This is a genomic window from Alteromonas sp. ABD4_190 (assembly GCF_056160105.1).
The window spans coordinates 3,546,440-3,571,994 of sequence record NZ_JBSWWN010000001.1 but is presented as its reverse complement, the minus strand read 5'-3'; the positions used below and the strand labels follow the sequence as shown (position 1 = coordinate 3,571,994).

General features: G+C 43.1%; 20 protein-coding genes. 10 read left to right on the top strand and 10 right to left on the bottom strand.

The features are described from left to right. Positions 1–95 precede the first annotated feature (95 nt). Positions 96–2,216 (bottom strand): TonB-dependent receptor, encoded by a 2,121-nt coding sequence (locus ACXAFM_RS15580; RefSeq protein ID WP_474835148.1) that lies wholly within the window; start codon positions 2,214–2,216, stop codon positions 96–98. 759 nt (positions 2,217–2,975) lie between these two features. Further along, positions 2,976–3,590: a TetR/AcrR family transcriptional regulator gene (locus ACXAFM_RS15575; protein ID WP_474835146.1), complete on the bottom strand. Its 615-nt coding sequence runs from the start codon at positions 3,588–3,590 to the stop codon at positions 2,976–2,978. Between the two features lie 225 nt (positions 3,591–3,815). Between ACXAFM_RS15575 and ACXAFM_RS15570 the strand changes: the two genes are divergently transcribed. After that, a complete protein-coding gene (locus tag ACXAFM_RS15570; RefSeq protein WP_474835145.1) occupies positions 3,816–4,904 on the top strand; it encodes an efflux RND transporter periplasmic adaptor subunit in 1,089 nt (362 codons plus the stop codon). Between the two features lie 3 nt (positions 4,905–4,907). Beyond that, a complete protein-coding gene (locus ACXAFM_RS15565; protein ID WP_474835143.1) occupies positions 4,908–7,949 on the top strand; it encodes an efflux RND transporter permease subunit in 3,042 nt (1,013 codons plus the stop codon). 145 nt (positions 7,950–8,094) lie between these two features. Here the strand turns inward: ACXAFM_RS15565 and ACXAFM_RS15560 are convergent, their stop codons facing one another. The 3 genes from ACXAFM_RS15560 to ACXAFM_RS15550 form a co-directional block, all read right to left on the bottom strand. Next, positions 8,095–8,514, bottom strand: coding sequence for a CBS domain-containing protein (locus ACXAFM_RS15560; RefSeq protein WP_474835141.1), 420 nt, complete (start codon positions 8,512–8,514; stop codon positions 8,095–8,097). A gap of 100 nt (positions 8,515–8,614) precedes the next feature. Further along, positions 8,615–9,112 carry a M48 metallopeptidase family protein gene (locus tag ACXAFM_RS15555; protein ID WP_474835139.1) on the bottom strand — a complete coding sequence of 166 codons (498 nt, stop codon included), beginning with the start codon at positions 9,110–9,112 and terminating at the stop codon, positions 8,615–8,617. Between the two features lie 163 nt (positions 9,113–9,275). Then, on the bottom strand, positions 9,276–10,289 hold the full coding sequence (locus ACXAFM_RS15550; protein ID WP_474835137.1) for a zinc-dependent alcohol dehydrogenase family protein: 1,014 nt from the start codon (positions 10,287–10,289) through the stop codon (positions 9,276–9,278). A gap of 116 nt (positions 10,290–10,405) precedes the next feature. On the opposite strand from ACXAFM_RS15550, the gene ACXAFM_RS15545 reads away from it, so the two are divergent. The 4 genes from ACXAFM_RS15545 to ACXAFM_RS15530 all read left to right on the top strand — a co-directional run bounded on the left by ACXAFM_RS15545 (position 10,406) and on the right by ACXAFM_RS15530 (position 14,785). Beyond that, positions 10,406–11,320: a LysR family transcriptional regulator gene (locus ACXAFM_RS15545; RefSeq protein ID WP_474835136.1), complete on the top strand. Its 915-nt coding sequence runs from the start codon at positions 10,406–10,408 to the stop codon at positions 11,318–11,320. Positions 11,321–11,490: 170 nt separating this feature from the next. After that, the gene (locus ACXAFM_RS15540) at positions 11,491–12,735 is read left to right on the top strand and encodes a hypothetical protein (RefSeq protein ID WP_474835134.1); all 1,245 of its coding nucleotides are present in this window, start codon (positions 11,491–11,493) and stop codon (positions 12,733–12,735) included. A gap of 9 nt (positions 12,736–12,744) precedes the next feature. Next, complete coding sequence (locus tag ACXAFM_RS15535) at positions 12,745–13,188, top strand: hypothetical protein (protein WP_474835132.1); 444 nt, start codon at positions 12,745–12,747, stop codon at positions 13,186–13,188. Further along, positions 13,181–14,785 (top strand): sensor domain-containing diguanylate cyclase, encoded by a 1,605-nt coding sequence (locus ACXAFM_RS15530; RefSeq protein ID WP_474835130.1) that lies wholly within the window; start codon positions 13,181–13,183, stop codon positions 14,783–14,785. The genes ACXAFM_RS15535 and ACXAFM_RS15530 overlap by 8 nt, the downstream gene beginning before the upstream one ends. 16 nt (positions 14,786–14,801) lie before the next feature. On the opposite strand, the gene ACXAFM_RS15525 is transcribed toward ACXAFM_RS15530, so the two are convergent. After that, positions 14,802–15,572: a CmcJ/NvfI family oxidoreductase gene (locus tag ACXAFM_RS15525; RefSeq protein ID WP_474835128.1), complete on the bottom strand. Its 771-nt coding sequence runs from the start codon at positions 15,570–15,572 to the stop codon at positions 14,802–14,804. A 299-nt stretch (positions 15,573–15,871) separates the two neighbouring features. Between ACXAFM_RS15525 and ACXAFM_RS15520 the strand changes: the two genes are divergently transcribed. After that, entirely contained in the window at positions 15,872–16,828 is a 957-nt protein-coding gene (locus tag ACXAFM_RS15520) for a 2OG-Fe(II) oxygenase family protein (RefSeq protein ID WP_474835126.1), read from the top strand. A 104-nt stretch (positions 16,829–16,932) separates the two neighbouring features. Here the strand turns inward: ACXAFM_RS15520 and ACXAFM_RS15515 are convergent, their stop codons facing one another. Then, complete coding sequence (locus ACXAFM_RS15515; RefSeq protein WP_474835124.1) at positions 16,933–17,499, bottom strand: cytochrome b; 567 nt, start codon at positions 17,497–17,499, stop codon at positions 16,933–16,935. 207 nt (positions 17,500–17,706) lie between these two features. Beyond that, positions 17,707–18,510 (bottom strand): SDR family NAD(P)-dependent oxidoreductase, encoded by an 804-nt coding sequence (locus tag ACXAFM_RS15510; RefSeq protein ID WP_474835561.1) that lies wholly within the window; start codon positions 18,508–18,510, stop codon positions 17,707–17,709. A gap of 414 nt (positions 18,511–18,924) precedes the next feature. Here ACXAFM_RS15510 and asd point away from each other — a divergent pair, with 414 nt between their 5' ends. Next, positions 18,925–20,049, top strand: coding sequence for an aspartate-semialdehyde dehydrogenase (gene asd, locus ACXAFM_RS15505; RefSeq protein WP_474835122.1), 1,125 nt, complete (start codon positions 18,925–18,927; stop codon positions 20,047–20,049). A gap of 111 nt (positions 20,050–20,160) precedes the next feature. Here the strand turns inward: asd and ACXAFM_RS15500 are convergent, their stop codons facing one another. Further along, the gene (locus tag ACXAFM_RS15500) at positions 20,161–20,520 is read right to left on the bottom strand and encodes a VOC family protein (protein WP_474835120.1); all 360 of its coding nucleotides are present in this window, start codon (positions 20,518–20,520) and stop codon (positions 20,161–20,163) included. Between the two features lie 149 nt (positions 20,521–20,669). Between ACXAFM_RS15500 and ACXAFM_RS15495 the strand changes: the two genes are divergently transcribed. Beyond that, entirely contained in the window at positions 20,670–23,165 is a 2,496-nt protein-coding gene (locus ACXAFM_RS15495; RefSeq protein ID WP_474835118.1) for an ATP-binding protein, read from the top strand. 60 nt (positions 23,166–23,225) lie between these two features. Here the strand turns inward: ACXAFM_RS15495 and ACXAFM_RS15490 are convergent, their stop codons facing one another. Further along, on the bottom strand, positions 23,226–24,254 hold the full coding sequence (locus tag ACXAFM_RS15490) for a 2-dehydropantoate 2-reductase (RefSeq protein ID WP_474835116.1): 1,029 nt from the start codon (positions 24,252–24,254) through the stop codon (positions 23,226–23,228). 218 nt (positions 24,255–24,472) lie between these two features. Between ACXAFM_RS15490 and ACXAFM_RS15485 the strand changes: the two genes are divergently transcribed. Then, positions 24,473–25,522: a patatin-like phospholipase family protein gene (locus tag ACXAFM_RS15485; protein ID WP_474835114.1), complete on the top strand. Its 1,050-nt coding sequence runs from the start codon at positions 24,473–24,475 to the stop codon at positions 25,520–25,522. Positions 25,523–25,555 lie beyond the last annotated feature (33 nt).

Sequence of the window (25,555 nt, the reverse complement as noted above, 5' to 3'; positions counted from 1 at the left end):
ACCAACGCAGCTTGGAAAAATTTTTCTGCAAAATAAAAAAGCCATTCGCTTTCACGAATGGCTTTCAAATTCTATGGGTAATCTTTCAGTTTTTCTTAGAAAGAACCAATCAGAGATAAACGCGCGTTGATTGGTGCGCCAACTGTAACCTGATGCGTAGAATGTGCATTAGGGAAGTAAAGCGTATCAGTTAGGTTTTCAACGTTTAACTGAAGACGTGTCTTGTCGCTAAGTGTGTAGTACGCTGATGCATCAACACGGGTATAGCTTGGCAGTACAGGTGACGTAGCACTTGTCGATACCTTGCTTTCGTCTTGGTATGTTGCGCCAATGCCGAAGCCAAATACTTCATTTACTTCATAAGTTGTCCATACTGACATGGTATTTTCAGGTAGCTCACGTAGCTCCACGCCACTTGCATTCTCGCCGTCTAGGTTGCTGTAGTTAGCAGTAACGTACCACTTATCAGTGATATAACCTTGAAGCTGAAGCTCAAAACCAGATACATCTGAGTCTACTTCCACGAAGCTTTCTGCATCGTTAGGGTCGTTATCAAGTGATGTTTGCTCATTTTCAAAAATAGCAGCTGTAAAGCTCATGCTGTCATTGAAGTCCCACTTAATACCAATTTCTTGGTTAGTAAAGGTATCTGGGTCAAGCGCGTCTGCATCACCGTTGATATTCGCATACTGCTCGCCACTGCGTGGTAGAAACGACTCGCTGTAGCTCGCATAAATTGAGATATTCTCTTGCGGCTTGTAAACAAGGCCCGCTCGCGGCGATACTTCTTCGTCTTTTCTGCTGCGCGTTTCTGCTGCAACAACGTTAAACACTTCAATATCGAAGCTATCAAAACGTGCGCCTAAAACTAGGTCGAAGTTTTCTGATAGTGCAATTTCGTCTTGCACGTAGAAAGAGTAAACGTCCAAGTCTACATGGGTGTCATCGTTTAATGTGCTATCCACGCCATTGTAGAATGTAGCAGTAACTGCATTACCGGCACTGTTCACACCGCTCAGTCCTCTAAAATTAAGAGGACGAGAAACACTAAACATCTCCTGATCGTTTCGCAGTGTACCTTCAGGATCATTTGCACCTACACGAGAATCGAATTCTGGGTTATAGCGGTCTTGATTCGACTTGGTATTAATAACCTCACCACCAAAAATAACCGTATGCTCAATGCTACCCGTTGCAAACTCGCCTACTAAGTTAGAAGACAAGATAAGGTTTTCACGCTGCGTGGTATCTACATAACCGTCAAGGGTTACTACTTCAGCGTCGGCGTCGTATGCCGCTGCGTAAAAATTTGAATAAACTTTATCATAGTCACCGTAAAAGGCGTTGAAGTTACCTTTTAGGTTGTCAGAGAAGCTGTGTTCAACGTTTGCACGAAATACGTCGGCACCAAGAGTTTGATAGTTATTTTCTGGATCGCCAAATACGATTTCTTCAAATGCTTCTACTGGTTCGCCGTTTGCCGTTGGCACACCACGGTCGATGAAGCGCTCGTGATCGATGTATTCGTATGACACATCAACAATAGTATCGTCGCTTACTTCAAAGCGTGCCGTTGGGTTAAAGCCATAGCGGTCGCCGTAGTAGAAGTCACGATGGTTATCTAAGCTTTCGTACATCGCGTTGATACGAAGTGCAGACTTGTCGCCTGTATCAACGTTTGTGTCTAATTGAAGATTGTAAGCACCAAAGGTGTTAGCTGAAACGTTATAATTTACGAATTTTTCGCCCGTTTTCGCCTTTTTAGATACACGATTTAAAATACCGCCTGTACCGCCTCGGCCGAATAGCAATGCATTCGGTCCACGAAGAATTTCTACCTGCTCAACATTATAAAGTGCACGGTAGTATTGAACGTCATCGCGATTACCATCTAAGTAGAAGTCGGCTGTTGAACGTACACCACGAAATACCACTGCATCGCGGTGACCTTCACCTTGAGAAGTATTAACACCTGGCGTGTAATCAATAATTTGACCAACACTAGTGATACCGCGAGCCGTAATTTCTTCAGCGGTAATGATCGACAAGCTTTGCGGAACATCAATGATAGGTGTAGGGCTCTTGATAGAGTTCGACTGATTAACAGAAAGGTACTTACCTTCCACTGTGAGTCTCTCAATATCTTCCATATCGGCAGCAAATACAGCAGGGCTTAACATGATCGCAGTAGCAATGCTCGTAAGTTTGAATTTCAAAATTGCTCTCCAAGTGTTCTTCAAAGTGTTGTGTGTTTGTTGGCAACCAAGAACCTTATTATTCGGCAATACTTTTTTGAGTCGCTAGCATTTCCAAACCGCTTAACTTTTCATTCGTTTTGCAATTGCAAATAATAATAGTTGCTATTTGTGGTCTGGATAATATAGAAAAAATGTCAAGATGACGAGAGCAAATACATCAAAATTTAAAAACTCTTTATAAATTTTCTTAATCCTTAGTTCAAAAAAACGTCTGCCAGTACACTTTTCGAACACAAGAACTAAAAATTATCGTTTTTTTTCTCAAAATGTTTAAGAAAAAGTTATTTAGGAGAAATGTTAAAAGCCCGCTTCGTGTAGTTTACGGTTCGGCATTTTTAGCTGCTATTTGAGCTTCACTACCTTCCAGTATTTAAATCTAAGAGCAGCTGCTGTGTTACAAAAACAGGTTGTCCTTCTAACGCTTATTCAAAGTTGTTTATCTAGCCAACTAAATGACTGACATAAAATCTCTCGAGCCTGATGTACTGATGACGCCATTTAAAGGGGGCGTTGAAATAATGGAATACTGCGCACGTATAAGGATAGTGATATGACGCTTTTGAGGTACGGTCTGATTGAGTATTACGCTGTAACGGAAGTCAGTTTTACAGATATTAAAATGTGCAGGTAATAGATTGGAGACACATTCGGGTAATGTATTAAGTTCGTATTCAGAGCCCGAGCTAATTTTACTTAGTTTATAATAGAAACTAGCCGCTATGCCGTAGCATAACGGCTTAGGATTAGCGCGACTGTATTCTTCGCTACATTTTTTTTGTCATTACCGCTCAGGGTATCTTCAATTTTAAAAAGCTGTGGCCAAAAGCACTGACCTTTTACAAGGCTCTCAATTTCATCGACAACTCGACTTAGATCATCAAACTCAATTTTATTATCTGCTTTCGCGGCTTTTAACCAGCGATGCAAAGCTGTCTCTTGCGCTTTTAATTGAGCAACTTCGTCTTTCAGCTTGTCAGGATCGTAAAAAAAGTGCCCTATTGCGACCCTAGCAATATCTAAATGTTCTTCAGTAACGGTAAATTCAATGTCTTGAAGAATTAACTCACATAGCTGTTCGGATAAATCACGAGACGAGTCGTATTCCACCGTTATACTTAGTTTGGCGTCTTCAAATTGCTTGGTAACCAAGTGCATCACCAGCTCTTCCTTGGTAGAAAAGTGGTTATACACTGTGCGCTTTGACACATTCGCCAATTCAGCCAGCTTATCCATACTGGTGCCGTTTACGCCAAACTCTTGGAACGCCTGTGTAGCCGCCTGAATGATGGCTTCGCGTTTTATATCACTACGCGTTCTTGTATTGCCTACCATGTTGAAAGTCTCAAAATAAATCCCCTATGCTTTGCCCGTCATTTCGCGAACTCGCTTGGTTTCCATTTTACACCGAACAGTTTACTTTTCAATGCGACCGCACTAAAATGCACTCACCAGTTTACTTTAGGTAATAACTGCTTATTCGCTCTTGTGCTGAAGCATTATTACTTAACGTTCTCACGTCTATACTTTATTTACCCTGACAATGGATTACACACACCTATGTCCATAATGCGATTTTCTCACATTCTATTTTTAAGCGTTTTATCGGTTTCAACCCTGACTGCATGTTCTCAAGAAGAGCCCGCTGAACAACAATCTAGCGCAACTCCTCGCTACGTGAAGCTTGCTACGGTAAGCAACATTCCAGATTTTGACGAGTTTACCTTCCCCGCCGTTGTTTCGGCGGTTAAGACTGTGGATTTAAGCTTTGAAGTTTCAGGTCGACTTACTCAAACCGACTTAGTGACAGGTAGCGATATAGAAAAAGGAAAGTTGCTGGCCACTATCGACCGTAAACCATTTGAGCGTCGTGTTGAAGAATCGAAGACACGCCTAGACCAAGCAAAACGCGAACTAGATAGAATTGAGAAGATGTTCGCCCAAAAGTTAGTCGCACAAAGCTCGCTTGATAGTGCAAAAACATCTTACGAATTAGCGGTTATTGACTTAAAGAATGCCGAGCAGGATTTAAGTTACACTCAGCTCTATGCCCCGTTCGACGCAAAGGTGTCACAACGCCTTGTTGAAAACAACAGCTTTGTTGCTGCGGGCATTCCTATTGCTCGCCTTCAAGATGTTTCTAAGATTTACTTCAACATTAACGTACCCGAGCGTTTGCTTACCGCCAATATTGGCCGTGGTATCAAACAGGCAAGCGCCACGTTAGCCACTAATCGCAGTCAGTGGTATCCAGTGAATTACGTAGAGCACTCCACACAACCCGACCCGGTTTCGCAAACCTATGAAGTGGTATTTGCTATGGAGCCTCGTGAAGAACTCCCGCTTACACCCGGTGCCCGCGCTGTGGTTAAAGTAAGCTTACAAGGAAGCATGTATCCTGAAGGCTTTGTTGTGCCAGTAAAATCCCTTGTTGGTAACAAAAGCTCAGGGTTTGCGGTATGGGTATATAACGACGAAACGAGTTCGGTGACAAAAACACCTGTTGACGTAAAGCATATTGAAAACGAGCTAGCAATTATCGAGAGTAATAGCCAAAGCGAAATCACACTTGGCCAGCAAGTAGTTGCTGCTGGAGCAACACAAATGCGTGCAGACATGAAAGTGCTTCCTTACGAAGGAGAGAAGTAATTTATGGATATCGCACGCTATTCAATTGATAAGCCCGTCAACATTTGGCTAATGGTAGTCATCCTGCTTTTAGGCGGCATGTTGGCTATGAGCAAAATTGGTCGCTTGGAAGACCCTGCGTTTACTATTAAACAGGTTAAGGTATACACAAACTATCCTGGAGCTAGCGCTGAAAAAGTGGAGCGTGAAGTTACCGAGCGCTTGGAAATTGCTATTCAGCAAATGCCACAATTAAAAAAAGTAACGTCAGTTTCATCGCCGGGATTGTCTGAAATTACGGTTGAAGTGAAAAGCACGTACGATAGTAACCTGCTGCCACAAATTTGGGATGAATTAAGAAAGCGCCTTCGGGACACTGCCAGTTCACTGCCCACCGGCGCACAAGACCCCATCGTGTTCGACGATTTTGGCGATGTATACGGTCTTTACTATGCGCTAAGCGCACCGGACTTTGATACACGAGAACTTCGCGAGTTTGCCCGCATTATACGCCGCGACCTGCTTACGACAGAGGGCGTAGCAAAAGTAAACGTCACTGGCGTTCAAAAAGAACAAATTGTGGCGTATATCAACCCCTACCAACTAGCAGGCTTAGGCATTTCCTTTCCTGATCTCGCCGCCCTTTTTGAAGATAACTTAAGGCCCTTTAACGGTGGCCGTATTAAAGTAGACGAAAAGAATGTGCGTCTAATTGTAGAGCGTGCACCAGATAGGCTTGAAGAAATCTCAAACCTTTCTGTGGTAGTGCCGGGCACTAACCGTTCACTTAGAGTAGCCGATATTGCCACATTGAAATTAGAGCCCGCTGACATACAGCCAGTTCATGTGCGCTACAATGGCGAAGAAGCGTTAACACTTTCTGTCTCAGCCCTCACTGACGTAAATATTGTTGACGTAGGCGAGCGCGTTAACGCAAAAGTGGAGAAGCTACTCCAAGAGTTGCCTGTTGGTATTACGCTTACGCCCATATACGACCAAGCTTCGGTGGTTGATGAGTCGGTAACAGGTTTTATTAATAACCTAGTCATGTCAGTCGCCGTGGTTACTTTAACTCTGTGTTTGTTCATGGGATGGCGCTCAGGTGTAGTCGTTGGCTCAGTGCTTCTTGTTACCGTGCTAGGTACTATTCTTGTTATGTGGCTCATGGATATTCAGCTTCAGCGAATTTCGCTAGGTGCTATGGTTATCGCCATGGGTATGCTAGTAGATAACGCTATTGTGGTTGCTGAAGGTATGATGCTTCGCATGGCCACTGGCTCAACCGCTAAAGAGTCTGCCAGCTTTATTGTTAAGCGCACACAGTGGCCGCTACTTGGCGCAACCGTTATTGGAATTGCGGCGTTTTCAGGCATAGGCCTTTCAAACGATGCCACCGGCGAGTTTCTTTACTCGTTATTTGCCGTAGTCTTGGTTTCACTAATGATCAGCTGGGTATTAGCAGTAACGTTAGTGCCTGTTCTCGGCGCTTATTTCTACCGCAAAGGTATGGGTCAGACTGCAGGCAACGAACTCTCAGCATCGCAGCGCTGGTTCAAGCGCACGTTGTTAGGCGCACTTAAACTCCGTTGGGTAACTATTGGTGCATTGTTTGTTATTACTATCGTGGCTTATGGAAGCTTTGGTATGGTAAAGCAAGGTTTCTTCCCACCATCAAATGCCCCGCTATTCTTTGTGCACTATTGGGGCCCGCAAGACAGAGATATTCGTGCAACTGAAATCGTTGCAAAAGAAGCTGAATCGCGCATTTTAGCAATGGAAAACGTGACGGCTGTAACTACTTTTATTGGCCAAGGTGCAGATCGCTTTACCCTTACTTATGCACCTAAAAGCGCTAACGAAAACTATGCTTTTTTCATGGTTCGGGCGAATGAACTGGATAACATCCCTGCTATTCAAGAGGAGCTTAGAAGTAAGCTCACGGACTTAGATTTCGACGCCAATTTCTACATGGAACGTATGCAGTTTGGACCCGGTTCTGGCGCAAAGCTGGAAGCAAGGTTTTCTGGCCCAGATACTGAAGTGCTTCGTGAATTAGCGGAAAAAGCTAAGGCTTTGCTCTTTGCTGACGGAAAAGTAAAAGACGTGCGCCATAATTGGCGTGAAAAAGGCTTTGCCATCAACACGCAGTTTGATAACTACAACGCAGGTATTGCTGGCGTGTCACACAATGATTTTAGCCAAACCATACAATATGCAAGTAGTGGCGTTCAGCTGGGTACAGTGCAAGATGGCGACTATGCCTACAACATTGTTGCGAAAATGGGCAAAGCAGAAGATACCGAGCTGCAGTCGATACGCGAATCGCAGGTATGGTCTACGCAGCAGCGACAGTACGTGCCTTTCACACAGGTATCGCAAGGCTTAGAGCTAATGACCGAAGAAATGCGTATTCACCGTCGCGACCGTGTGCGCACCATTACGGTAGAAGCAGAGCCGGGTGACCACGAAACTGCGGCCAAAGCTTTGGCTAGAATTCGCCCTCTTATTGAAGACATTGAGCTTCCAGCTGGATATTCATTAGAATGGGGCGGCGAATTTGAAAGCTCTAGCGATGCACAAAAAGCTTTAGGCGCAGGCTTACCTGCAGGCTTTTTAGTCATGTTTATTATTTCAGTATTGCTATTTGGTCATGCACGCCAGCCACTAATCATTTGGCTTGTGGTACCTATGGCCGTGGTCGGTGTTGTTACAGGCCTTCTTAGTACTGATATGCCTTTTGGATTTATGTCACTACTCGGCTTCTTAAGCTTGTTTGGAATGCTTATTAAGAATGCCATAGTGCTTATTGAAGAAATTGACCTTCAGATAGAAGAAGGGTTGGCCATTCGACAAGCTATAGTCGATGCCACAATAAGCCGTGTACGTCCTGTGTCATTGGCGGCAGTTACTACCATACTAGGTATGGCACCGCTGCTATTCGACGCCTTCTTTGCTGACATGGCTGTGACGATTATGGGCGGATTGGCGTTCGCCACAGTGCTTACGCTTATCGCTGTGCCCGTGCTTTATAGCTTGCTGTTTAAAGTTAGCTATCGCAAAAGCTAACAAATCATCGTTGGCCTTTCTACCGAAAAGCGTTTCTTGCTCTGGTGGAAGGGCCTCTATGCCTAAAGGTTGCAGGGCATCGTTAAATTAATACAACTAACCCAAGTAAAACAATTAGTACAAAGTAGAGCTAAATAGAGCCGAGCTAGCGCTTAGCCTCCACCCTACTTTGCATAAACTTCATCACATCGCGCCACGACACCATGCCAACTGGCTGCGTATCTTTATCGATAATGGGGATACAGGAAATCTTATGTGTATTGAAAAGCTCAATGGCCGCGAATACTGAGTCAGTAGGATTCAGCGTTATCACTTCACGGGTCATAATTTGATGGGCACGTTTATCCAGCGTTGCGCGATCTAGCATACGCTCGCTTAACGTGTCGACGAAAGGGCTAACCGATTTCATTAAGTCTCTATCAGATATAATGCCCTGAAGTTTATTGTCGTGAACCACAACCAAATGATGAAACCCCGTTGCCGCAAATAGCTCTCTTAATGACTGCAAGCTGTCGTCCATATGCACACTGACTACACGAGTAGACATAATTTTAGCAATGCTCATCAATACTCCTTATTCACTTAACATCTTTCACTTTAACCGCTATATCGCCGTATTAGCGGCACTACAATTATAGACGTTCCCTAAGATCAAGGCATAAGTACTACCCATAAGGATTCTCTCCCATCGCAACGGCTACGCAGAATAACCGCAAGTCTAGCTCAAGCTGATGGTAATCCGGCTCCATGTAGCAACAAAGTTTATAGAAAGCTTTGTTGTGGTCTTTTTCTTTAAAGTGCGCCAACTCATGTACTACTAAGGCCTTTAATAAAGGCTCAGGTGCACGCAGCAAATCACTATTAATGGCTAAGTCGTGTTTGCGCGTTTTACCTTGCATACGGTAGGTATGCGTACCTAACGCATTGGTAACCATATCTCCCTGTTTCTTAAACGCGGCGCGCCCAAATGGGGGCGCATTTTTTAAGTACTGCTTTTTAAAATCCGTCGCGTACTGGTAAAGCAGCTTATCTGTAGTTATATCATGGGCTTTAGGATATTTTTTCAACAAGTAGCTTTTTAGCCGATTGTCTGAAATTAGCTGTAGGGCTTGTTCTACAATAGTTGAAGGGTAGCCATTAAAATACCGAGCATATTCGTTCACGTATGTTTCTCCTTTTCAGGAAGAATTATAAAGCATTTAAACTATGTAGATAGCACTGACCTTTGCCAAACGGCGCTTTTAGATAAAAGATAAAAATAAAAAAGCCGCAGGAAAGATTACTGCGGCGAAGGGTGTGCTAAGGGAAGCACTACGGGAAGTTTGTTTACCTAAACTTCAAAGGAAAAAACGAGTCTACGGTAACGACAACTTTGCCTACTGCTTTACCGCTTGCCAAACGATCGTGAGCCTGTGCGATTTGCTCGAATGTATAGTCTTCGGCATCAATAATCGGTTTTAGTGCGCCTGCATCTACAATACTCGCCAACTGTTTAAGTATTTCGCCATGCGCTTCGCGGCCCACGTTGTGGATCATAGGCAATAACATAAACACGACGTTCAGGCTTAGTCCTCTAAAGTGAACAGGCGACAAGTCGGTTTCTAGTAAAGATAAAGTAGTCGAAACCTGACCGTTTAATTTTGCAGCAGCGAATGAATTTTGAAGGTTATTACCGCCAACCGTATCGAAAATCACGTCAAAGCCGTTACCATCAGTGTATTTACTTACGTAGTCTTCAACTGATTCACTACGGAAATCGATGTAGGTTGCACCTAAAGATTCAATAATCTCTTTTTGCTCATCAGAGCCACCCGTCGCAAATACGGTAGCCTTCATATGCTTGGCAAGTTGTACTGCTATATGCCCTACTCCACCAGCACCTCCGTGAATTAGTACGTTTTGGCCTTCACTGGTGAGTGCGCGAGTAAGCCCCTCAAACGCGGTAATACCTACAAGAGGAATGGCTGCCGCTTCTTTCATAGAAAGAGACGAAGGTTTGTGAGCGATAAGGCGAACATCGGCCAGCATTTTTTCTGCAAGTGAGCCTTGTAAATCGCCAAGACCACCGGCACAGCCGTAAACTTCATCACCTACTTTATAGTCTGTAACGCCTTCACCAACAGCTTCCACAGTGCCTGCGAAGTCCATACCTAACACGCCTGGTAGTTGTGGAGCAAAGGGTAAGTCGGCACCCGATTCGCGAATCATCATGTCGATTGTGTTAACGCTGCTTGCTGCAATGCGCACAACAACATGCCCGGCCTTTGCGGTTGGCTCTGGAATATCGTTTTGTGTAAATTGTTCAGAACCGCCAAATTCGTTTATTACCATCGCTTTCATGATTAAGCTCCTTTAAAGCCTGTTGTTTGGGTACGGGACTAATCATAAGTACTAGAACTTCTGATGATAATTAGTGTATAAAGACAAACAGTTTTTAGATTTTATTGATAATTCAAATGAACATAGAACACCTCAAGCTTTTTGTGCGTATTGCGAGCACAGCAAATATCAGCTTAGCGGGGCGTGAACTTAACATTTCACCTGCCGTGGCGAGCGCGCATATTGGTAAACTGGAAGAAGCATTAGGTGTTCGGCTTATTCATCGAACCACCCGAAAAGTGTCGCTTACCGATGATGGAAAGCTTTTTTTGCCCCATGCGCAAGAAGTGTTAGACAGTATTGAAACTGCGCAAGCAGCCGTGGGTAGCGGTGCGCAGACTCCACAAGGTACATTGCGCGTCACCGCCCCTGCTTCATTTGGTCGAATGCATTTAGTCCCAGCGATCCCTGACTTTTTAGAACAATACCCACAGCTAAATATCGATTTCAGGTTCAGCGACAGTATTTTAGATGTAGTAGAAGGTGGGTTCGATGTCGCCATTCGCGACGCAGAATTAAAAGACAGTAATTTACACGCGAAAAAACTCGCTGATGACAAACGTATTATTGTGGCGTCAAAAAACTATATTGAAAAATACGGTAAGCCAGATACGCCAGCAGATCTCAAAAATCACAAAATAGTTAACCTTACCGGCTTAGAAGTGTGGGACTTTAAAGCCAGCCAAGGTGTCACTTCAATTAAAACGCCTAATCACTTACGTATGGACAATGGCGAAGCGGTGCGCGACGCCTGTATTCAAGGCTGTGGTATTACCCTTACTGCTACGTGGTGCAGCTACACTTATTTAGAAAGTAGCGAGTTAGTTCAAATACTGCAGGATTACCCTCTCGCTAACGATTGTGCACTATGGGCAGTTTATCCTAGTAACCGTTTATTAGCGCCCAAGGTCCGCGCGTTCATTGATTTCTTAGCTGAACGCTTTAGCGGCACCCCGTATTGGGACGAAAAGCTAAACGGCATAGTTACTTAGGTCTATCTCATTTTAAGAGAACTGTTTTTTGTCACTTTGTTAGTCTTCAAAACAAAACACCAACTTTTCAGTAGCTTCGTGGTTTCTCTACTATGCTTGTACTAAAGTAAAATTTTCAAAACAATGCTTTTTCGGCAACATTTAACGTAGATTTCAAATTGGGTAATACAATGATAAAAAAGCCGTACTTGTTCTTCACGGCCATCTTAAGCCTGCTGCTAGCTAACGTAGCGGCAGCAGAACAGAGCAAACTTAACATTAGCGGTTTTGGTACGCTTGCAACGGCCACTGCAGATACACGCACTTACCAATTCCGCACCGACCGTTCACAAGCAGAATCTGCAAAAAAGGATGGCTTTGCGTTTAAACCTTTAAGCCTTATTGGCGTGCAGCTTGATTACAGCCTGTCAAACAATCTCGACTTCGTAGGGCAATTTGTTTATAGAGAGCAAGATGAGCAGGACATAGACTCAATAACGCAAATGGCTTTTTTGCGCTATAACCTAACGCCTTCGTGGCAGGTTAGAGCCGGAAGACTTGCAGCCGATATATTCCATTTTAGTGATACGAGGGATGTATCTATTGCCTACCCTTGGGTGAAAGTGCCTACAGAAGTTTACGGCATTGTCCCGGCTAGAAGCCTTGATGGCGCTGATATCAGTTACTTGAAACGTTATGAAAAGTTTAACCTATCGGTAAAAGGGTTTTGGGGTAAAGGAGAAAGCGACTTTTCAAGTAGGGATTTCGAACCTATCACCTTTGAAAATTTACGCACGCTGGGCATTGAATTAACCGCTTTTGATTGGAGCGTAGCGTTAAAACACACACGCACCGAAGCTGATAACGATAATTTCGATATAGCACAAGTCACCTCCGCAGTAGAGTTATTACAACCTTTTTGGAGCGGCGCGGCTGACTTTTCGGATTCACTGCGACTACGCGACGCGACTATTCAATATACTTCTCTTTATGCCAACCGTTATTTAGGCGACTGGGAAGTATCCGGTGAACTTTCGCATATTGATTCAGAATCTGTTGCATTGAGGCCCTCTTTTAACGGTTTTCTAAATATTAGTTACCTTTATGGTGCGCATACCTTTTACGGTCTATTTTCTTTTGCAGAAACCGATACCTACTTTCTTAGCGAAGAGCAGCCTGAATTTCCCATCATTCCTGCTACAGCTGAACTCGCTGTGTATGTAGAAGAGGTGGCCAGCACACTGGCTCACCGGCAGAAGACATTCTCTGTGGGCTGGCGCTGGGACCTACGAGAAAACCTAGCGTTTAAGGCACAAGTTGAACGAACCAACGTTAAAGCAAGAGGTACCGGCCTTCGTGCCCGCGATGGTTTAGTCGTTGACGATGAAGGTGGTATAGCACACACCCTATTCCTCGCCTTAAGTTTTAGCTTTTAAGGGGGGAGTATGTATTTATTAAAACCCACCCCCTTGATAACTGTTATAACACTACTAATGCTAAGCATGTTTTCTATGGCGCAAGCGCAAGAAAAAATTGTCGTTGTCACTAACTTTAATAACGATGTACAGGTATTGGATAAAAAAGGCCTAATCGATTTATTTATGGGTAAATACTCGGCATTCCCAAATGGAAAAGAAGCAACGCCTATTGATGTAGAACTAGATTCCGAATTGAAAAGTCAGTTTTACAAGTCTTTAGTGGGTCTTCCTCTTGCAAGGGTTAATGCCTATTGGTCGCGACTAAAATTCTCAGGTCGCGTTAAACCTCCTGCGGTAGAGCAAACCCTCGAAGACATCAAGCAACGGCTTGAAGAAGACGAATCGGCACTGGCCTATGTTTATGAGTCGACGGTCACCAGCAACATGAAGGTAGTTTATCGTTTTGATTAACGTACAAGGTCTAGGTTTTCGTTTTTCACTGTTTTTAGTCGCAGCGGCAATGTTAGTGGTACTTACTACCGCTGAATTCTTTTATCGCGTGACTTATGAAAACGAAATAAACGAAGCTAACAGGGATATCGAAGAGCTTTATCAAACCGTTGGTGCAACGGCATCCATCGCAGCTTTTTTAGAAGATGAAGACTTAGCAAAAGAAGCCATTAATGGTTTGGTAAAAACTGACAAAATCCTAGCGGCCTCTATAAAAAGCGAGGCCCTTTACTACCAGACAAATGTAACTGAAGCTATCAATAAAAGCATTGAACCTCGAGTGTTTGTGGTTAGGCACCCTTTTATGCCAGAAGAATCGCTTGCTGAGGTGAATGTCTACCCCAATTTCGAATACATTATTCACCAAGCAGAAAAAACCAGTATCGACAACAGCTACTCACTGTACGCTGAAGCCTTGGTAGTTGGTATAGTGGCGTTGATAATTACCTACTACATTATTATTTCCCCGATGTTACGAGTAGGCCGCTCTTTACACCAAATCACGCCTGGAACATCTCAAAGGATCCCAACGCCTAAATATCACTCGCGCAGTGAAATAGGCAAACTCGTTTACGACACTAACCAACTGCTGAACAAAGTCGAAGAGCAATTTACCCAAGAACGACAATTAAGGGAAGAAATCGAGTTTCTTGAAAAACGCTTCAGGATGTTGTTTGAAAACGCCAAAACAGCAACCGTGTTAATGGCTGAAAACGGCATTATAGAGCTTCGTAATAAAGCGTTTAATGACTTAGTGGAAAAGACCGGGCTTGGAATAAAGCAAGACTATGGTGAATTGTTGGATGAGCTATTCGACACCCCTGAGGCAATGAAGTCAGCACTTCAAGAAGCCTTTGCCAGAAACGAGTTTGCGACAGGTGAATACAAATTAAAAAGCAGTGCCGATGAAAGCGCCATTTGGGTTCAACTTATTGCTAGCCCATTATTGACAGAAGAAGGTGAACGTTACTACCAGCTTACGTTAAATGACATTTCGAGTCGTAGACAAGAGTTACAAAAGCTTGCGCTACAAGCAGATTTTGACGCTTTAACGGGTATCTACAATCGAAATGGCGGTGAAAAGCTTATAGCCAAACTCATGAGAAAGGAACACCAGTTCGCGTTGGCACTGATTGACCTTAACGGTTTTAAAGCGGTAAATGATATTTACGGTCACGATGCGGGTGACGAGGTTCTCATTTTTGTTGCTGAGCAATTGAAAGAAAAAATACGCAAAAACGATGTCGCGATACGATGGGGCGGCGATGAATTTATGTTGTTACTGCAAGCGGATGATGAAGCGTCGGTTCAGAAAGTAGTAGATAAAGTGAATGCTGGCGTTAAACAACCTTTTTATTTTAACAACGATAGTAAGCCAACGGTGGTTTCTATGAGCGTCGGCGTTGCCTTTTATCCTCAAACAAGTCGTAATTTGCATGCACTGATTAAGCTGGCCGATATTGCTATGTATAAAGCGAAACAAAATAAAGTATCGGCGCCAGACGACTACCTTATCTTTGCTAACCAGTGCAGGCTAGATGATGAAGATATGAGTTAGCGCTCTTCACGCCATCCTAATATTTTACCAGCATCCTACTTTCAATACTCTTACGCGTTGTACTGTTAGTGTCTTCTTCGCTCATGTCTAATGCACTGTGCGCTAAGTGGGGGATCCCACTGTTATCGTAAATATTAAAAATAATACCTTCATCCACGCGCATTTTAGATTTATAGAACCAGCGATGTTGAGGGTTAGGTGCTACGCCTAAAATCTCCCCTTTGCGGTCTGGATACCAAAGCTCAATGCTTATCCAGTCTTCGACATCCATGGAGTCAGGGCAGATAAAACCTAAGGGAGAAGACATGATGGTGTTTTCAACGGGTCTCCACAGGTTTACGAAACCAAAGTGCCCTTTGTGATATTCAGCGGCTTTTTGTTCTCCAACTAAATCAATAAGACGCGTTTGAATGCCTTTTTCACTGTAATCATTGTGCACGTTTCTCGCAGGTCTGCGCGACGCATTTTCATCATCGATACGTACAGTATGATCAAATACCAAGACTTCTTCCGCACCAATTTGTGATTGAAGCAGTTCCACTATTTTACGATTATATAGTGCTTCCTCATCTTCATTGAATGGGTAAGGAACCGCCTTTAGCCCTTCTAAAAAAGTAATTCCATGGGTTTTGAAACCAATATTCACGTCGCTATTTCGTATGTCGAAGACATTAACATTGGTCATTAAAAGTTCGGGCGATATCAAGTTGCCATCAATACCATCTACATCAAACTCAAATGCCTGTGTAAAAGGCTTTCTTACGTGGTAATTAACTGAAGCATTCATTTTATCTCCCCCCATTAAAAAGTTGCACGCTATTCGTTTTTTAAGACGAAGCGTTAAATAGGTCGAGAACTATACCTACAGCAATTTGAATGAAAAACCCCATAAGTACTGAATCAGTATTTAGTTTTTATTGATAATTTAGTGGCACACTTCAATTTTCAACAAAATCTATATTCTGACTCTATAAATAACGCATTTTTAAATTTTAAAAAGTGCAATATTCTTTTGCCATCGACGCACTGTCATCAATGCAAACGAGTAACCTGCGCCGATACAGTGTATTTAAACGGAGAATATTTATGACCCTTTCAAAAACGCAAACAGCAACTATAGATAACATTGAAGCAACAAACGGGGCCTTGCAACAAGCACGCTCGCTAGTCCTTCCTAGTCGCGATGAAATGTTAAAACGAGCGCCGTCTGTTCAGCGCTTTTGGGACAGCAGCCGCTTATTACTAGAGAGCGCATGGCAGGAATGGGATGAGCAAAACGAACAATTAGCTGAATGGGTAACAGAAAACTTGATAAGCGAACCGCTTCGCAATGCTGTTACGCTAACATGGGAAGACCCAGCTAAAGAACAAGCTGTAGCAAATTTATGGGAAGAGGTTCTGCCAGGTGTATATCAAGCACAGCTATTTGATGTTGAAAAACTTCATCTTCTGCGCGCTTATTTAGACGGTGTAGCCGATGCCGGCATACCCCTTCGCCCTCCTTACGGTATTGCGCTAAATCGCAACGGCGGTATGTTGGATGCACGTTCTGAAGGTTACTTGGCCGCACCTACGTTCCAAACGTTTTATAACCTAATCATGGACAAGTACATGCGCCCTATTTCGCGTTTGCTATTTCCTGAAGTAATGGGATTCGATAGCCAGACGTTTGGGTTTTCAATTCAATATCAGGAAGGCATGGACACATCGCTTAGACCGCACACTGACGCGTCTGCTGCGACAATGAATATCAACCTAAATGTGCCAGGGGAAACCTTTAAAGGGTCGGAAGTTGACTTCTTTAATCAGGCAACGGGTAAAGTAACACGTACAGTGTTTGCACCTGGTGTTGCTATGCTTCACAGAGGCAGTGTACCTCACGCCGCGCAGCCAATTACGGGTGGCAGCAGAACTAACATGGTGCTATGGCTATATGGCGATAGCATGCAAATTCCTCGGGGCGTTTTACCACCGTCAAAAGCTGATGCCAAATCGAGATGGACAGTTCCCAACGCGCCAAAAGATAGTTTTGCGCCTTTCTAATATACAAAAGCCGAGTTATTAGATAACTCGGCTTTCTTTTTCATCTTCGTGCTATTACTCACTCAATGGTACATCTAGATAGATGTATTTAAGTGCTTCACACTTTATTCACTAATTGTTTTACCCAGCATGCGCTTTAACGTACCGTCCTTATCAATGATGTGATGCTTAAGCGCGCCAGCAATGTGTAGCGATAAAGCGACAATTACGGTGTATCCTAAATAGAAGTGAATCGCTCCACCCAGCTTAGACAGCTCGTAATTGATAGGCAGTGTTTTTTCTGGGTCTTCTACACTAAAGTTTTGGGCAAATACTTCCAACCCGAAAACGGATAGGCCGTGCCCTCCAAGTACCGAGGCCATTAAACCTGATATAGGCATCATTAATGTTGCAATAATCAGAACCCAGTGCACCACTGTGGCTAACTTGTGTTCAATGGGTTTGTAGTTAGCAGCTGCACTGGGCCAGCCGTTCTTCATACGCCATATCACGCGGGCTAACGCGACAAATAAGATGATAAAACCAATGGCCTTGTGCCATGGATAAAGCGCATAAACACCATTTTCTGACATGTAAATGCCGGTAGCGAGTAACCCGATAATGGTTAACCCCACCAGCCAGTGTAAAAATACGGTTGTCGTAGCAAATTTGTTGTGGCTATCGTACTGCATGCTTTCCTCACTTTTTGTCCATGTTAAGAACTACATTATTCGTCTAACGTATCTCAACATTTTATAATCCCTCACACATTGTGAGGGATTACTAATAAGGTTTAAAGCAATTTGTAGGCCTATTTTTCACTAGCAAGGTGTTTGAAGTCTTGCCTAGTTAATCTTAGCGTAAAATAGAGAAGCTAATTTTACAGCGCATCAAAAACGTTAATGCGCCGCGATGATGGCGTCCAATTCGGCAATTAACATTTTAATATGAGAAGGATCATTAGCAAACGGATGTGGTGCTGCAAAGGTATTGTGGTCATTATCAAAGTAATCTCCTGCAACATCGGCAAAACGGTCAGAGAAAGCGGCATCCATAAAAATTTGTGCGCCAAGCTTCAGGTCGCCCCCAGCAATACCGTAAGCGCTTTTCACCATTTTACTGCCCAAAAGCGACTTCGGATTTACCGATACCATTTTAGGGCCATTATTTTTGTATTTACTGCCCAAGTTCATGGTCCACATGGTAATCGCCAGTTTGCTTTGCGCGTAGGCAGCACCATCTGACAGCTGAATTTCACCGCGTAACGCGCTCCAATTAATAGGAGCCTGTGCAGCCGATGACACATTTATCACCCTACTTTGTGCATCCATTACATCGATTAACCCTAAAGTGAGCATATAAGGCGCTATGGTGTTCACCATAAATCTGGCATCTAGGCCTGCGTTTGTAACAGGGTTTTCCATCGTAAATACACCGGCATTGTTTATTAATACATCTAGATGTTTGTTTTTGGCTTTTACTGCAATTGCGAGTTGCCTTACATCATCGAACGAAGATAAATCGGCTTGAACAGTATCAAACGTACTTCCTGGAAATTGAGCCTCTAGCGCACCTTTTATATTCTCCAGTTTCGCGTTATTTCTACCGTGTAAAATTACGTTGTGACCTTCTTTGCCCAACATTTTTACCGTCTCTAGACCAATGCCGTCAGTGGCACCTGTAATCAATACTGTTTTCATTATTGCTCTCTACCCGTTAGTTTTCTTAAAAATTTTGGCTCAATCTTTCTTTTAATTAATTGCCTAACATTAAGTTATCAATAATGCCTAAACTCGATAAGCGCAGGTTTCGTTAAAGCAGTTTCAAGGTAATCTATATAATAAACAGCTTACATTTTCATCGTGTTTAAAATGCTTATATCAGCGATAGATTATTTATAAAAACCATCTAGCCAGCGCGCCAAATAACACTTAGACTGCGAGGATAAAAATAAAAACGACAGGTATTGCGCCAGTGCGCTAGGCACGCGGCGTTCGACATCACTTTTATGTTTTTCCAATACACGCCAATTTATAAAAAGGCTAGGGTATTGGCCAATCGCTACAAACATAAGTGATGAAGTACTTTTCATTTTAGTAACAAGGGTTCTCAGTTTAATGTCACAACAAAAAGTAGGTTTAGTGGGCTGGCGCGGTATGGTTGGCTCAGTTTTAATGCAGCGAATGCAAGAAGAGCAAGATTTCGCGCACATTGAGCCCACCTTTTTTACCACCTCTCAAAAGGGTATTGCAGCGCCAAACTTTGCTGGCAAAGATGCAGGTGTTTTAGAAGATGCGCACGACATCGAGGCGCTATCAAAACAAGATATTATTATTACCTGTCAGGGCGGTGACTATACGAAAGCCGTTTATGATGACCTTCGTGCAACAGGCTGGAACGGCTATTGGATTGACGCAGCGTCAGCCCTTCGCATGAAAGATGATGCGGTCATTGTACTAGACCCAGTAAACCGTAAAGAAATTGATAATGGTATTGAAAAAGGCATTCGCACTTACGTTGGCGGGAACTGCACAGTGTCACTTATGCTGCTTGCGCTAGGAGGTCTATTTGAAAAAGACCTTGTTGAGTGGGCATCACCAATGACGTACCAAGCGGCTTCAGGCTCAGGCGCTAAGCATATGCGTGAACTTATTAGCCAAATGGGCGCTATTCACAGCAATGTTAAAGATAAAGTAGCAGATCCTGCTACCGCAATTTTAGATATCGATCAACAAGTGTCTGAGTTTATTCGAAGCGCAGACTACCCAAGTGAGCAATTCGGCGTTCCTCTTGCTGGAAGCCTGATCCCGTATATCGACTCACAGCTACCTTCAGGTCAAAGCCGTGAAGAGTGGAAAGCCCAAGCCGAAGCAAACAAAATTCTAGGCATAAAAGGCAGCGAAGTACCTATCGACGGTATTTGCGTACGGGTAGGTGCCATGCGCTGTCACAGCCAAGCGATTACGCTTAAATTGAAGAAAGATCTGCCGGTTAGCGAGATTGAAGAAATCTTAGCGAAACACAATGACTGGGTAAAAGTCGTGCCTGATGATCGTGAAGTGACTATGCAGGAACTCACGCCAGCCAAGGTAACCGGTACGCTATCTATTCCAGTAGGTCGTATCCGCAAGCTTAACATGGGCCCTGAGTATATCTCAGCGTTCACCGTTGGCGATCAGCTATTGTGGGGCGCTGCAGAGCCGCTTCGCAGAATGCTGCGTATTGTGCTTGAGCAAAACTAAAACTTAATTTTACTCAGTAAAACCTAAAACGCCTTACCATTAACTGGTAAGGCGTTTTTTATTTCTAGTATTCCTCGTAATGTACGTAAAGTATTAGAAAAGAGTATGATACTAGTTAGCCGACTCAGACCAAACAGCAAGCTCATTACCGCCAGGCTCTACAAAATGAAAACGGCACCCACCGGGAAAATCAAATAACGGTTTGGTAATTGTTCCGCCCGCGCTTTCTACATTAAGTTGTGCTTTAGCAATGTTACTAGCATAAAGTACTAACAAGGGCGCCCCGCTCTCTGCTTTTGAAACCCGTTCCGCTGCGAATATCCCACCATCCAAACCGGCATTGCTAAACGCGCTGTATTCATTACCGTAGTCAGTAAAGCACCAGCCTAACGCAGACTCAAAAAACGTTTTAGATGCATTTAAATTTAATGACCCAAACTCAACGTAATTGAGTTTAATGCTTTCATTCATTTCCGCTTCACCTCGAAATGTTGTCTTATCTTCGAACAGTTTAGACTTATTGACTAAGTTATAAACTGCCTTAATCGTTTAATATAGAAGTGCACCGGCATGGGAGGCTCCTGACTTTGACCCGTTTTTTTTGTTCCACAATATTATGCGTGTTTGTAATAAGTTTTTCTGCGTTTCATGTCCACGCGTCGATAGCTGACCGGGTCAACGAAATCAGTCTGCAAGTAGAAACAGACTCGCCCACGCCAATAGGCGCTGCAATTGATGAATTAGAAACGTTTTTGCTATCGGATACTGTGAAAGTAGACGATAAAAGAGCGGTCGCCGCCTTATACACGCGCTACCAATTGTTAATTCATCAGCGACCGAATGACAATATTCTACGCAAATTACAAGAGTTAGAAGGTAAGACCAGAGATGGTTTCATTATCGCAGTAGGAATAGCGAGAATGTATGGCATAAGTGCAGACTACACTGAAGCGTACAAACGTTTCGACGCTTTAATTGCTACCCCTTCCCTTCCTGCTGATGTCAAAGCCTATGCCCTAATCTACCAAATTCTTACTTACAGTGAGGGGCAGGTTTTTGCTCCTAATGCAGAGCTTATTAATACGGTTAATGATTTGCTTGTCACTCATGATCTTTCTTACCTCAGGCCTCTCTACGATTCTATCGTGGCAGATTACTATCAGTCGGTAAGTGCTTACGAGCTTGCCTTGCGCTATTACGAGAAGTCACTAGCTGGCGCGCAAGCGGCCAATCAACGAATTTTAGAAAGCGACAACCTTTATGCCATTGGTATTTTATACCGAAATTTAGGTGATTATGATAACGCTATTGGCTACTTCGAACGCGCCGTTGAGCACGATAAAAATATTGATATTAACTATTCAGAATTTTTAGCAACATACGGGATAGCAACCACTTACTATCGTGCTGGAAAATTAAAAGCTGCAATAGCGCTATCTGAAAAAGTAATAGCCCATCCCCTTTCTTCATCTTTTTACAATAGTGAAATTTATCGTTTGAAAGCAGAAGCACATCTTACTTTAGGTGAGTTAGATGAGGCCTATCAATCGTTAGCACTTGCACGCGAACTTTATGATGAAAATCGGGAGGATGAACAAACGACATGGCGTGCGCAGCTAGACAAAACTGCGGCTTATATCACCGCAGCAAAAGGTGATTATAAATTAGCGTTCGAACAGTTTGAGGTGTTTCACGAAGCATATTTACAAGCGAAAAAGTACGAAGATTTAGAACTAATTGAAAGCGCTAACTTGGTTCAACAAATTACCCAAGAAAAAGAGAGAGCGAACTTACTTGAGAATGAGAACAAAGCTTTTGAAGAAGCGTTAAAGTTGAAAAACGAAGCGCAACAGACACAAGAGTTATTCTCAATGCTACTTTCTGTGTTGGTCGCATTAACGATGGTTACCATTGTAATCATTTTAATTCTGCTAAAAAAATCAAAACAGGCGAATGCACTGTACTCGACTGCAAAAGACAAAGCCGAACTACACAGCCGCATCAAGTCAGAATTTATATCAAATATTAGCCATGAGATCCGCACGCCCTTGAATGCCATAATTGGCTTTGGTCAAACCGTAGCTAAACGTTCATCTGATTTAGAAACGAAAGATTTAACAAAGAAAATCGTCACTGCATCGGAAATGCTTCTACAGCTTATTAATGACCTATTGGACTTTTCGAAAATAGAAGCCGGCAAACTAACGTTAGCGATAGGACCGCATCACGTAAAATCGAGTATTAGTGCATTAATTGACATTTTTTCTGACCAAGCGCAGCGCAAAGCTCTGAACCTAGTGCTAAATGTTGATGAAAACCTCAAAAATGAGCTGATGTTCGATGAACTCAGATTTAAGCAAATTATGGCTAATTTGCTCAGTAACGCCATCAAGTTTTCTAAAGATGGCATCGTCGAGATAGGTGTTCGCGTTACTGAGGTTTGCGATAGTCATTGCACCCTTCATTGCTGGGTCAAGGACAACGGTATTGGTATATCTAAAGAAAACCAGGCAAAGCTGTTTACGCCTTTTACGCAAGCGGAAAGTTCTATCGCACGAAAATACGGCGGTACAGGATTGGGGCTTAATATTACCAACAACCTGCTTAAATTAATGGGCTCTTCTTTAACCGTAGAAAGCGAACTTGGCAAGGGAACCACATTTTCATTTGACGTAAACTTTGCTTTAGCCGCAGACGAAGACTGTATGCCTCCTGCAGCTAATGAGGAGGATTCTCACTGTTTATTGGCTGGAAAGCGGGTGTTATTAGCCGAGGACAATGATATTAATGTAGAGGTAATGAAGGCGTTATTGGAAGAGTTTAAATTGGATCTGCATTATGCATCTAACGGACAAGAGGCCATTGATGCAATGGCAAAACAAGAATTCGACTTAGTTCTTATGGATGTCCAGATGCCGCAGGTGGACGGCATAAGCGCGACACGACACATCCGCCAAACCCTTAAGAAAAATACGCCGATCGTGGCGTTGACTGCAAATGCAATGCAGCAAGATATCGACGAATGCCTAGCCGCAGGCATGAATGCTCACGTTGGTAAACCGGTTGATAAAGTGCACTTGGTGAATACACTTCAAAAATTCCTTTTACACAATTAATCGCTATTAATTTTGCTGCGCAAAAATAAATAGCTAATCAGTTTTTGCAGACAGTAAGTTTTACTGATGCTTTTCAGTAGGTAGCAAAGCGCCTGCCGACAGACACGGGCTTCCTTTTTGTTTTTGCTCATTCTGTTTAACTAGTTCAACAATATGGCTATTTACTGGTGTAGCAATATGATGTTTATTGCCTAACCTAACTATCTCACCGTTTAAGTAATCTATTTCAGTACGCCTTCCTAGTACCAAATCTTCATACATGGAGGAGCGTGCTTCGGGGTCGATTTTAAGCGTTGATGCAGCAACCGCCTTGAACAAAAAGTTAGGTAGTTTCATAATTTTTGGCATCAGCTTGGGAATGACCTTACCGGTTCTTGCTGGAGTAATTCCTTCCGCTTCTAATACCCTCAATGCTTCAGACAATACTTTAGCCATAACCAACCTGTATTGCCTATCCCCTAGTTGAGATTTAAGCGGTATACCAGACAATGCATTGACCGCGTTATTCAAGTTCATAATGAGCTTGCCATACTGCACCGCTGCCATATCTCTATAAACCGTCACCGGCAAGGAAGCGTTTTCAAGCGCCTTCACCAACTCGGCACACTGATTATTGGGGTCTTCTATGGCGATGTTGCCTTCTGTACCACAATGGAAGTGTCCTTTTCCTTTGTAAAAAACGTTGAATGGCACCATGCCCGCAATAATGACCTGTGTTAAATGTTGTCGTAATAAGTCAGCGTTACCCACACCGTTTTGCAGACTAATAACAAGCGCGTTAGGCTTTGCACACTGGTTAATGATGCTGGCAGCACTCTTGGTATCTTGGCTTTTAACACAAAGTAGAATGATCTCTGCATTAGCTAAGCTATCGTTATTTAATGAAAAATTGACGTGGTGAGCGTCGGTCATTTGATTGCGGCCCTGCCAGTCAGTCACTTTCAAGCCATTTGCTACGATGTCGTTGTGTAATCGCTGGCGCCCAACAAGCGTAAGCGTATTTGAACTGTTGAATGCACGGCCGGACGCCAACAAACAACCTGCAACATAACAACCAATACTACCCGCGCCTAACACCACGATATTCATTGATGCTTTTCCTATCATGTCTAACTTTCTGCTATTTGTTCAGACTGCTTCGTAATGATCGAAATGTAAACATAAAAATCACACAGTAATAACAAAAAACGTTTTGTATCAGTTATTTCCTATTAATGTGATTCAATCTTTCAATTTTCCCCTAATACGTGATCTCCTTACAATTAGACCAAGTAGTCAACTTATATATGGTCAAATAGAGGGTCATCATGTTCGCTCAACAACTTGCGTCAACTAATGCTCGTAACGCTGAAAATTCTGCCAATAGCAAAGTTGCTTTGGTTGCAGAAGGTGGCGGTCAGCGCGGTATTTTCACAGCAGGTGTACTTGATACATGGTTAGATGCTGGGCATGACCCCTTCGATATCCTTATTGGCACATCGGCAGGCTCGCAAAACTTAACAAGCTTTGTTGCACGTCAAAAAGGCTATGCAAAACGTCTTATTCGAGGTTTAACACGACACAAGCGTTTCTTTCAGATGGGCCGCGGTTTGATGGGCAAGCATATTGTCGATTTAGATTGGTATTTCGACAAAACCCAAGAAGCGAACCGTTTATTAGATTTAGATACGGCTAAAAGCAATGTGACAGATAGAGAAATACTGTTTACAGCCACGAACTCTAGAGACAGAAAAGCATATTTTCTAAACCCAATGAAAAGCCAAAACAACTGGGTTGAATTGATTAAAGCATCGAGCGCACTGCCTTTGTTATACAAACAAGGTGTTCCGCTTCATACTGAAATAGAAACCCAAAAGGCCGCAAATACTGATTTTTATTTAGATGGAGGATTAGCTGCGCCATTACCCGTAACCGAAGCTTATAACCGTGGCGCTACAAAAATAGTAGTGATAAGAACCGTAGATAAAGGTTTTCAGGCACAGTCACCTTGGCTACAAAAACTAAGCGCAGTGATGTGCGCAACAGGCACCTGCCCAAAAACCATCGACTATTTACTGCAACACGAACACGCGTATCAAAAAGAATTAGCGTTTATTGAAAATCCACCTGACGGTGTTGAAATTATTGAAATATTTGCGTCAGATAAGCTACAAAGTAAGCTTTTAGGTAGCACCGACGCGCAGCTACGTCATGACTACAAACTGGGAATAATGGCGGGGTCTTCATTTTTGAAAAAGATTGAAATACCTTCAATCGCTTATGACAGAAACATGCGCTTTACATCGCCAGCGGTTCAACGTCCAGCGCAACCCAAGCCTGCTAGACCAGTTGCCGCATCACAGTGTCTAAGTGCCTAAAAAAACGGGTACAAAGGTTATCAACACGATTAA

What these genes read in the sequence shown, in the direction of transcription:
- ACXAFM_RS15575 (WP_474835146.1), bottom strand. Translation starts at nt 3,590, where the DNA reads ATGGTAGGCAATACAAGAACGCGTAGTGATATAAAACGCGAAGCCATC.
- ACXAFM_RS15570 (WP_474835145.1), top strand. Translation starts at nt 3,816, where the DNA reads ATGTCCATAATGCGATTTTCTCACATTCTATTTTTAAGCGTTTTATCG.
- ACXAFM_RS15565 (WP_474835143.1), top strand. Translation starts at nt 4,908, where the DNA reads ATGGATATCGCACGCTATTCAATTGATAAGCCCGTCAACATTTGGCTA.
- ACXAFM_RS15560 (WP_474835141.1), bottom strand. Translation starts at nt 8,514, where the DNA reads ATGAGCATTGCTAAAATTATGTCTACTCGTGTAGTCAGTGTGCATATG.
- ACXAFM_RS15550 (WP_474835137.1), bottom strand. Translation starts at nt 10,289, where the DNA reads ATGAAAGCGATGGTAATAAACGAATTTGGCGGTTCTGAACAATTTACA.
- ACXAFM_RS15545 (WP_474835136.1), top strand. Translation starts at nt 10,406, where the DNA reads ATGAACATAGAACACCTCAAGCTTTTTGTGCGTATTGCGAGCACAGCA.
- ACXAFM_RS15540 (WP_474835134.1), top strand. Translation starts at nt 11,491, where the DNA reads ATGATAAAAAAGCCGTACTTGTTCTTCACGGCCATCTTAAGCCTGCTG.
- ACXAFM_RS15535 (WP_474835132.1), top strand. Translation starts at nt 12,745, where the DNA reads ATGTATTTATTAAAACCCACCCCCTTGATAACTGTTATAACACTACTA.
- ACXAFM_RS15525 (WP_474835128.1), bottom strand. Translation starts at nt 15,572, where the DNA reads ATGAATGCTTCAGTTAATTACCACGTAAGAAAGCCTTTTACACAGGCA.
- ACXAFM_RS15520 (WP_474835126.1), top strand. Translation starts at nt 15,872, where the DNA reads ATGACCCTTTCAAAAACGCAAACAGCAACTATAGATAACATTGAAGCA.
- ACXAFM_RS15515 (WP_474835124.1), bottom strand. Translation starts at nt 17,499, where the DNA reads ATGCAGTACGATAGCCACAACAAATTTGCTACGACAACCGTATTTTTA.
- asd (WP_474835122.1), top strand. Translation starts at nt 18,925, where the DNA reads ATGTCACAACAAAAAGTAGGTTTAGTGGGCTGGCGCGGTATGGTTGGC.
- ACXAFM_RS15500 (WP_474835120.1), bottom strand. Translation starts at nt 20,520, where the DNA reads ATGAATGAAAGCATTAAACTCAATTACGTTGAGTTTGGGTCATTAAAT.
- ACXAFM_RS15490 (WP_474835116.1), bottom strand. Translation starts at nt 24,254, where the DNA reads ATGAATATCGTGGTGTTAGGCGCGGGTAGTATTGGTTGTTATGTTGCA.
- ACXAFM_RS15485 (WP_474835114.1), top strand. Translation starts at nt 24,473, where the DNA reads ATGTTCGCTCAACAACTTGCGTCAACTAATGCTCGTAACGCTGAAAAT.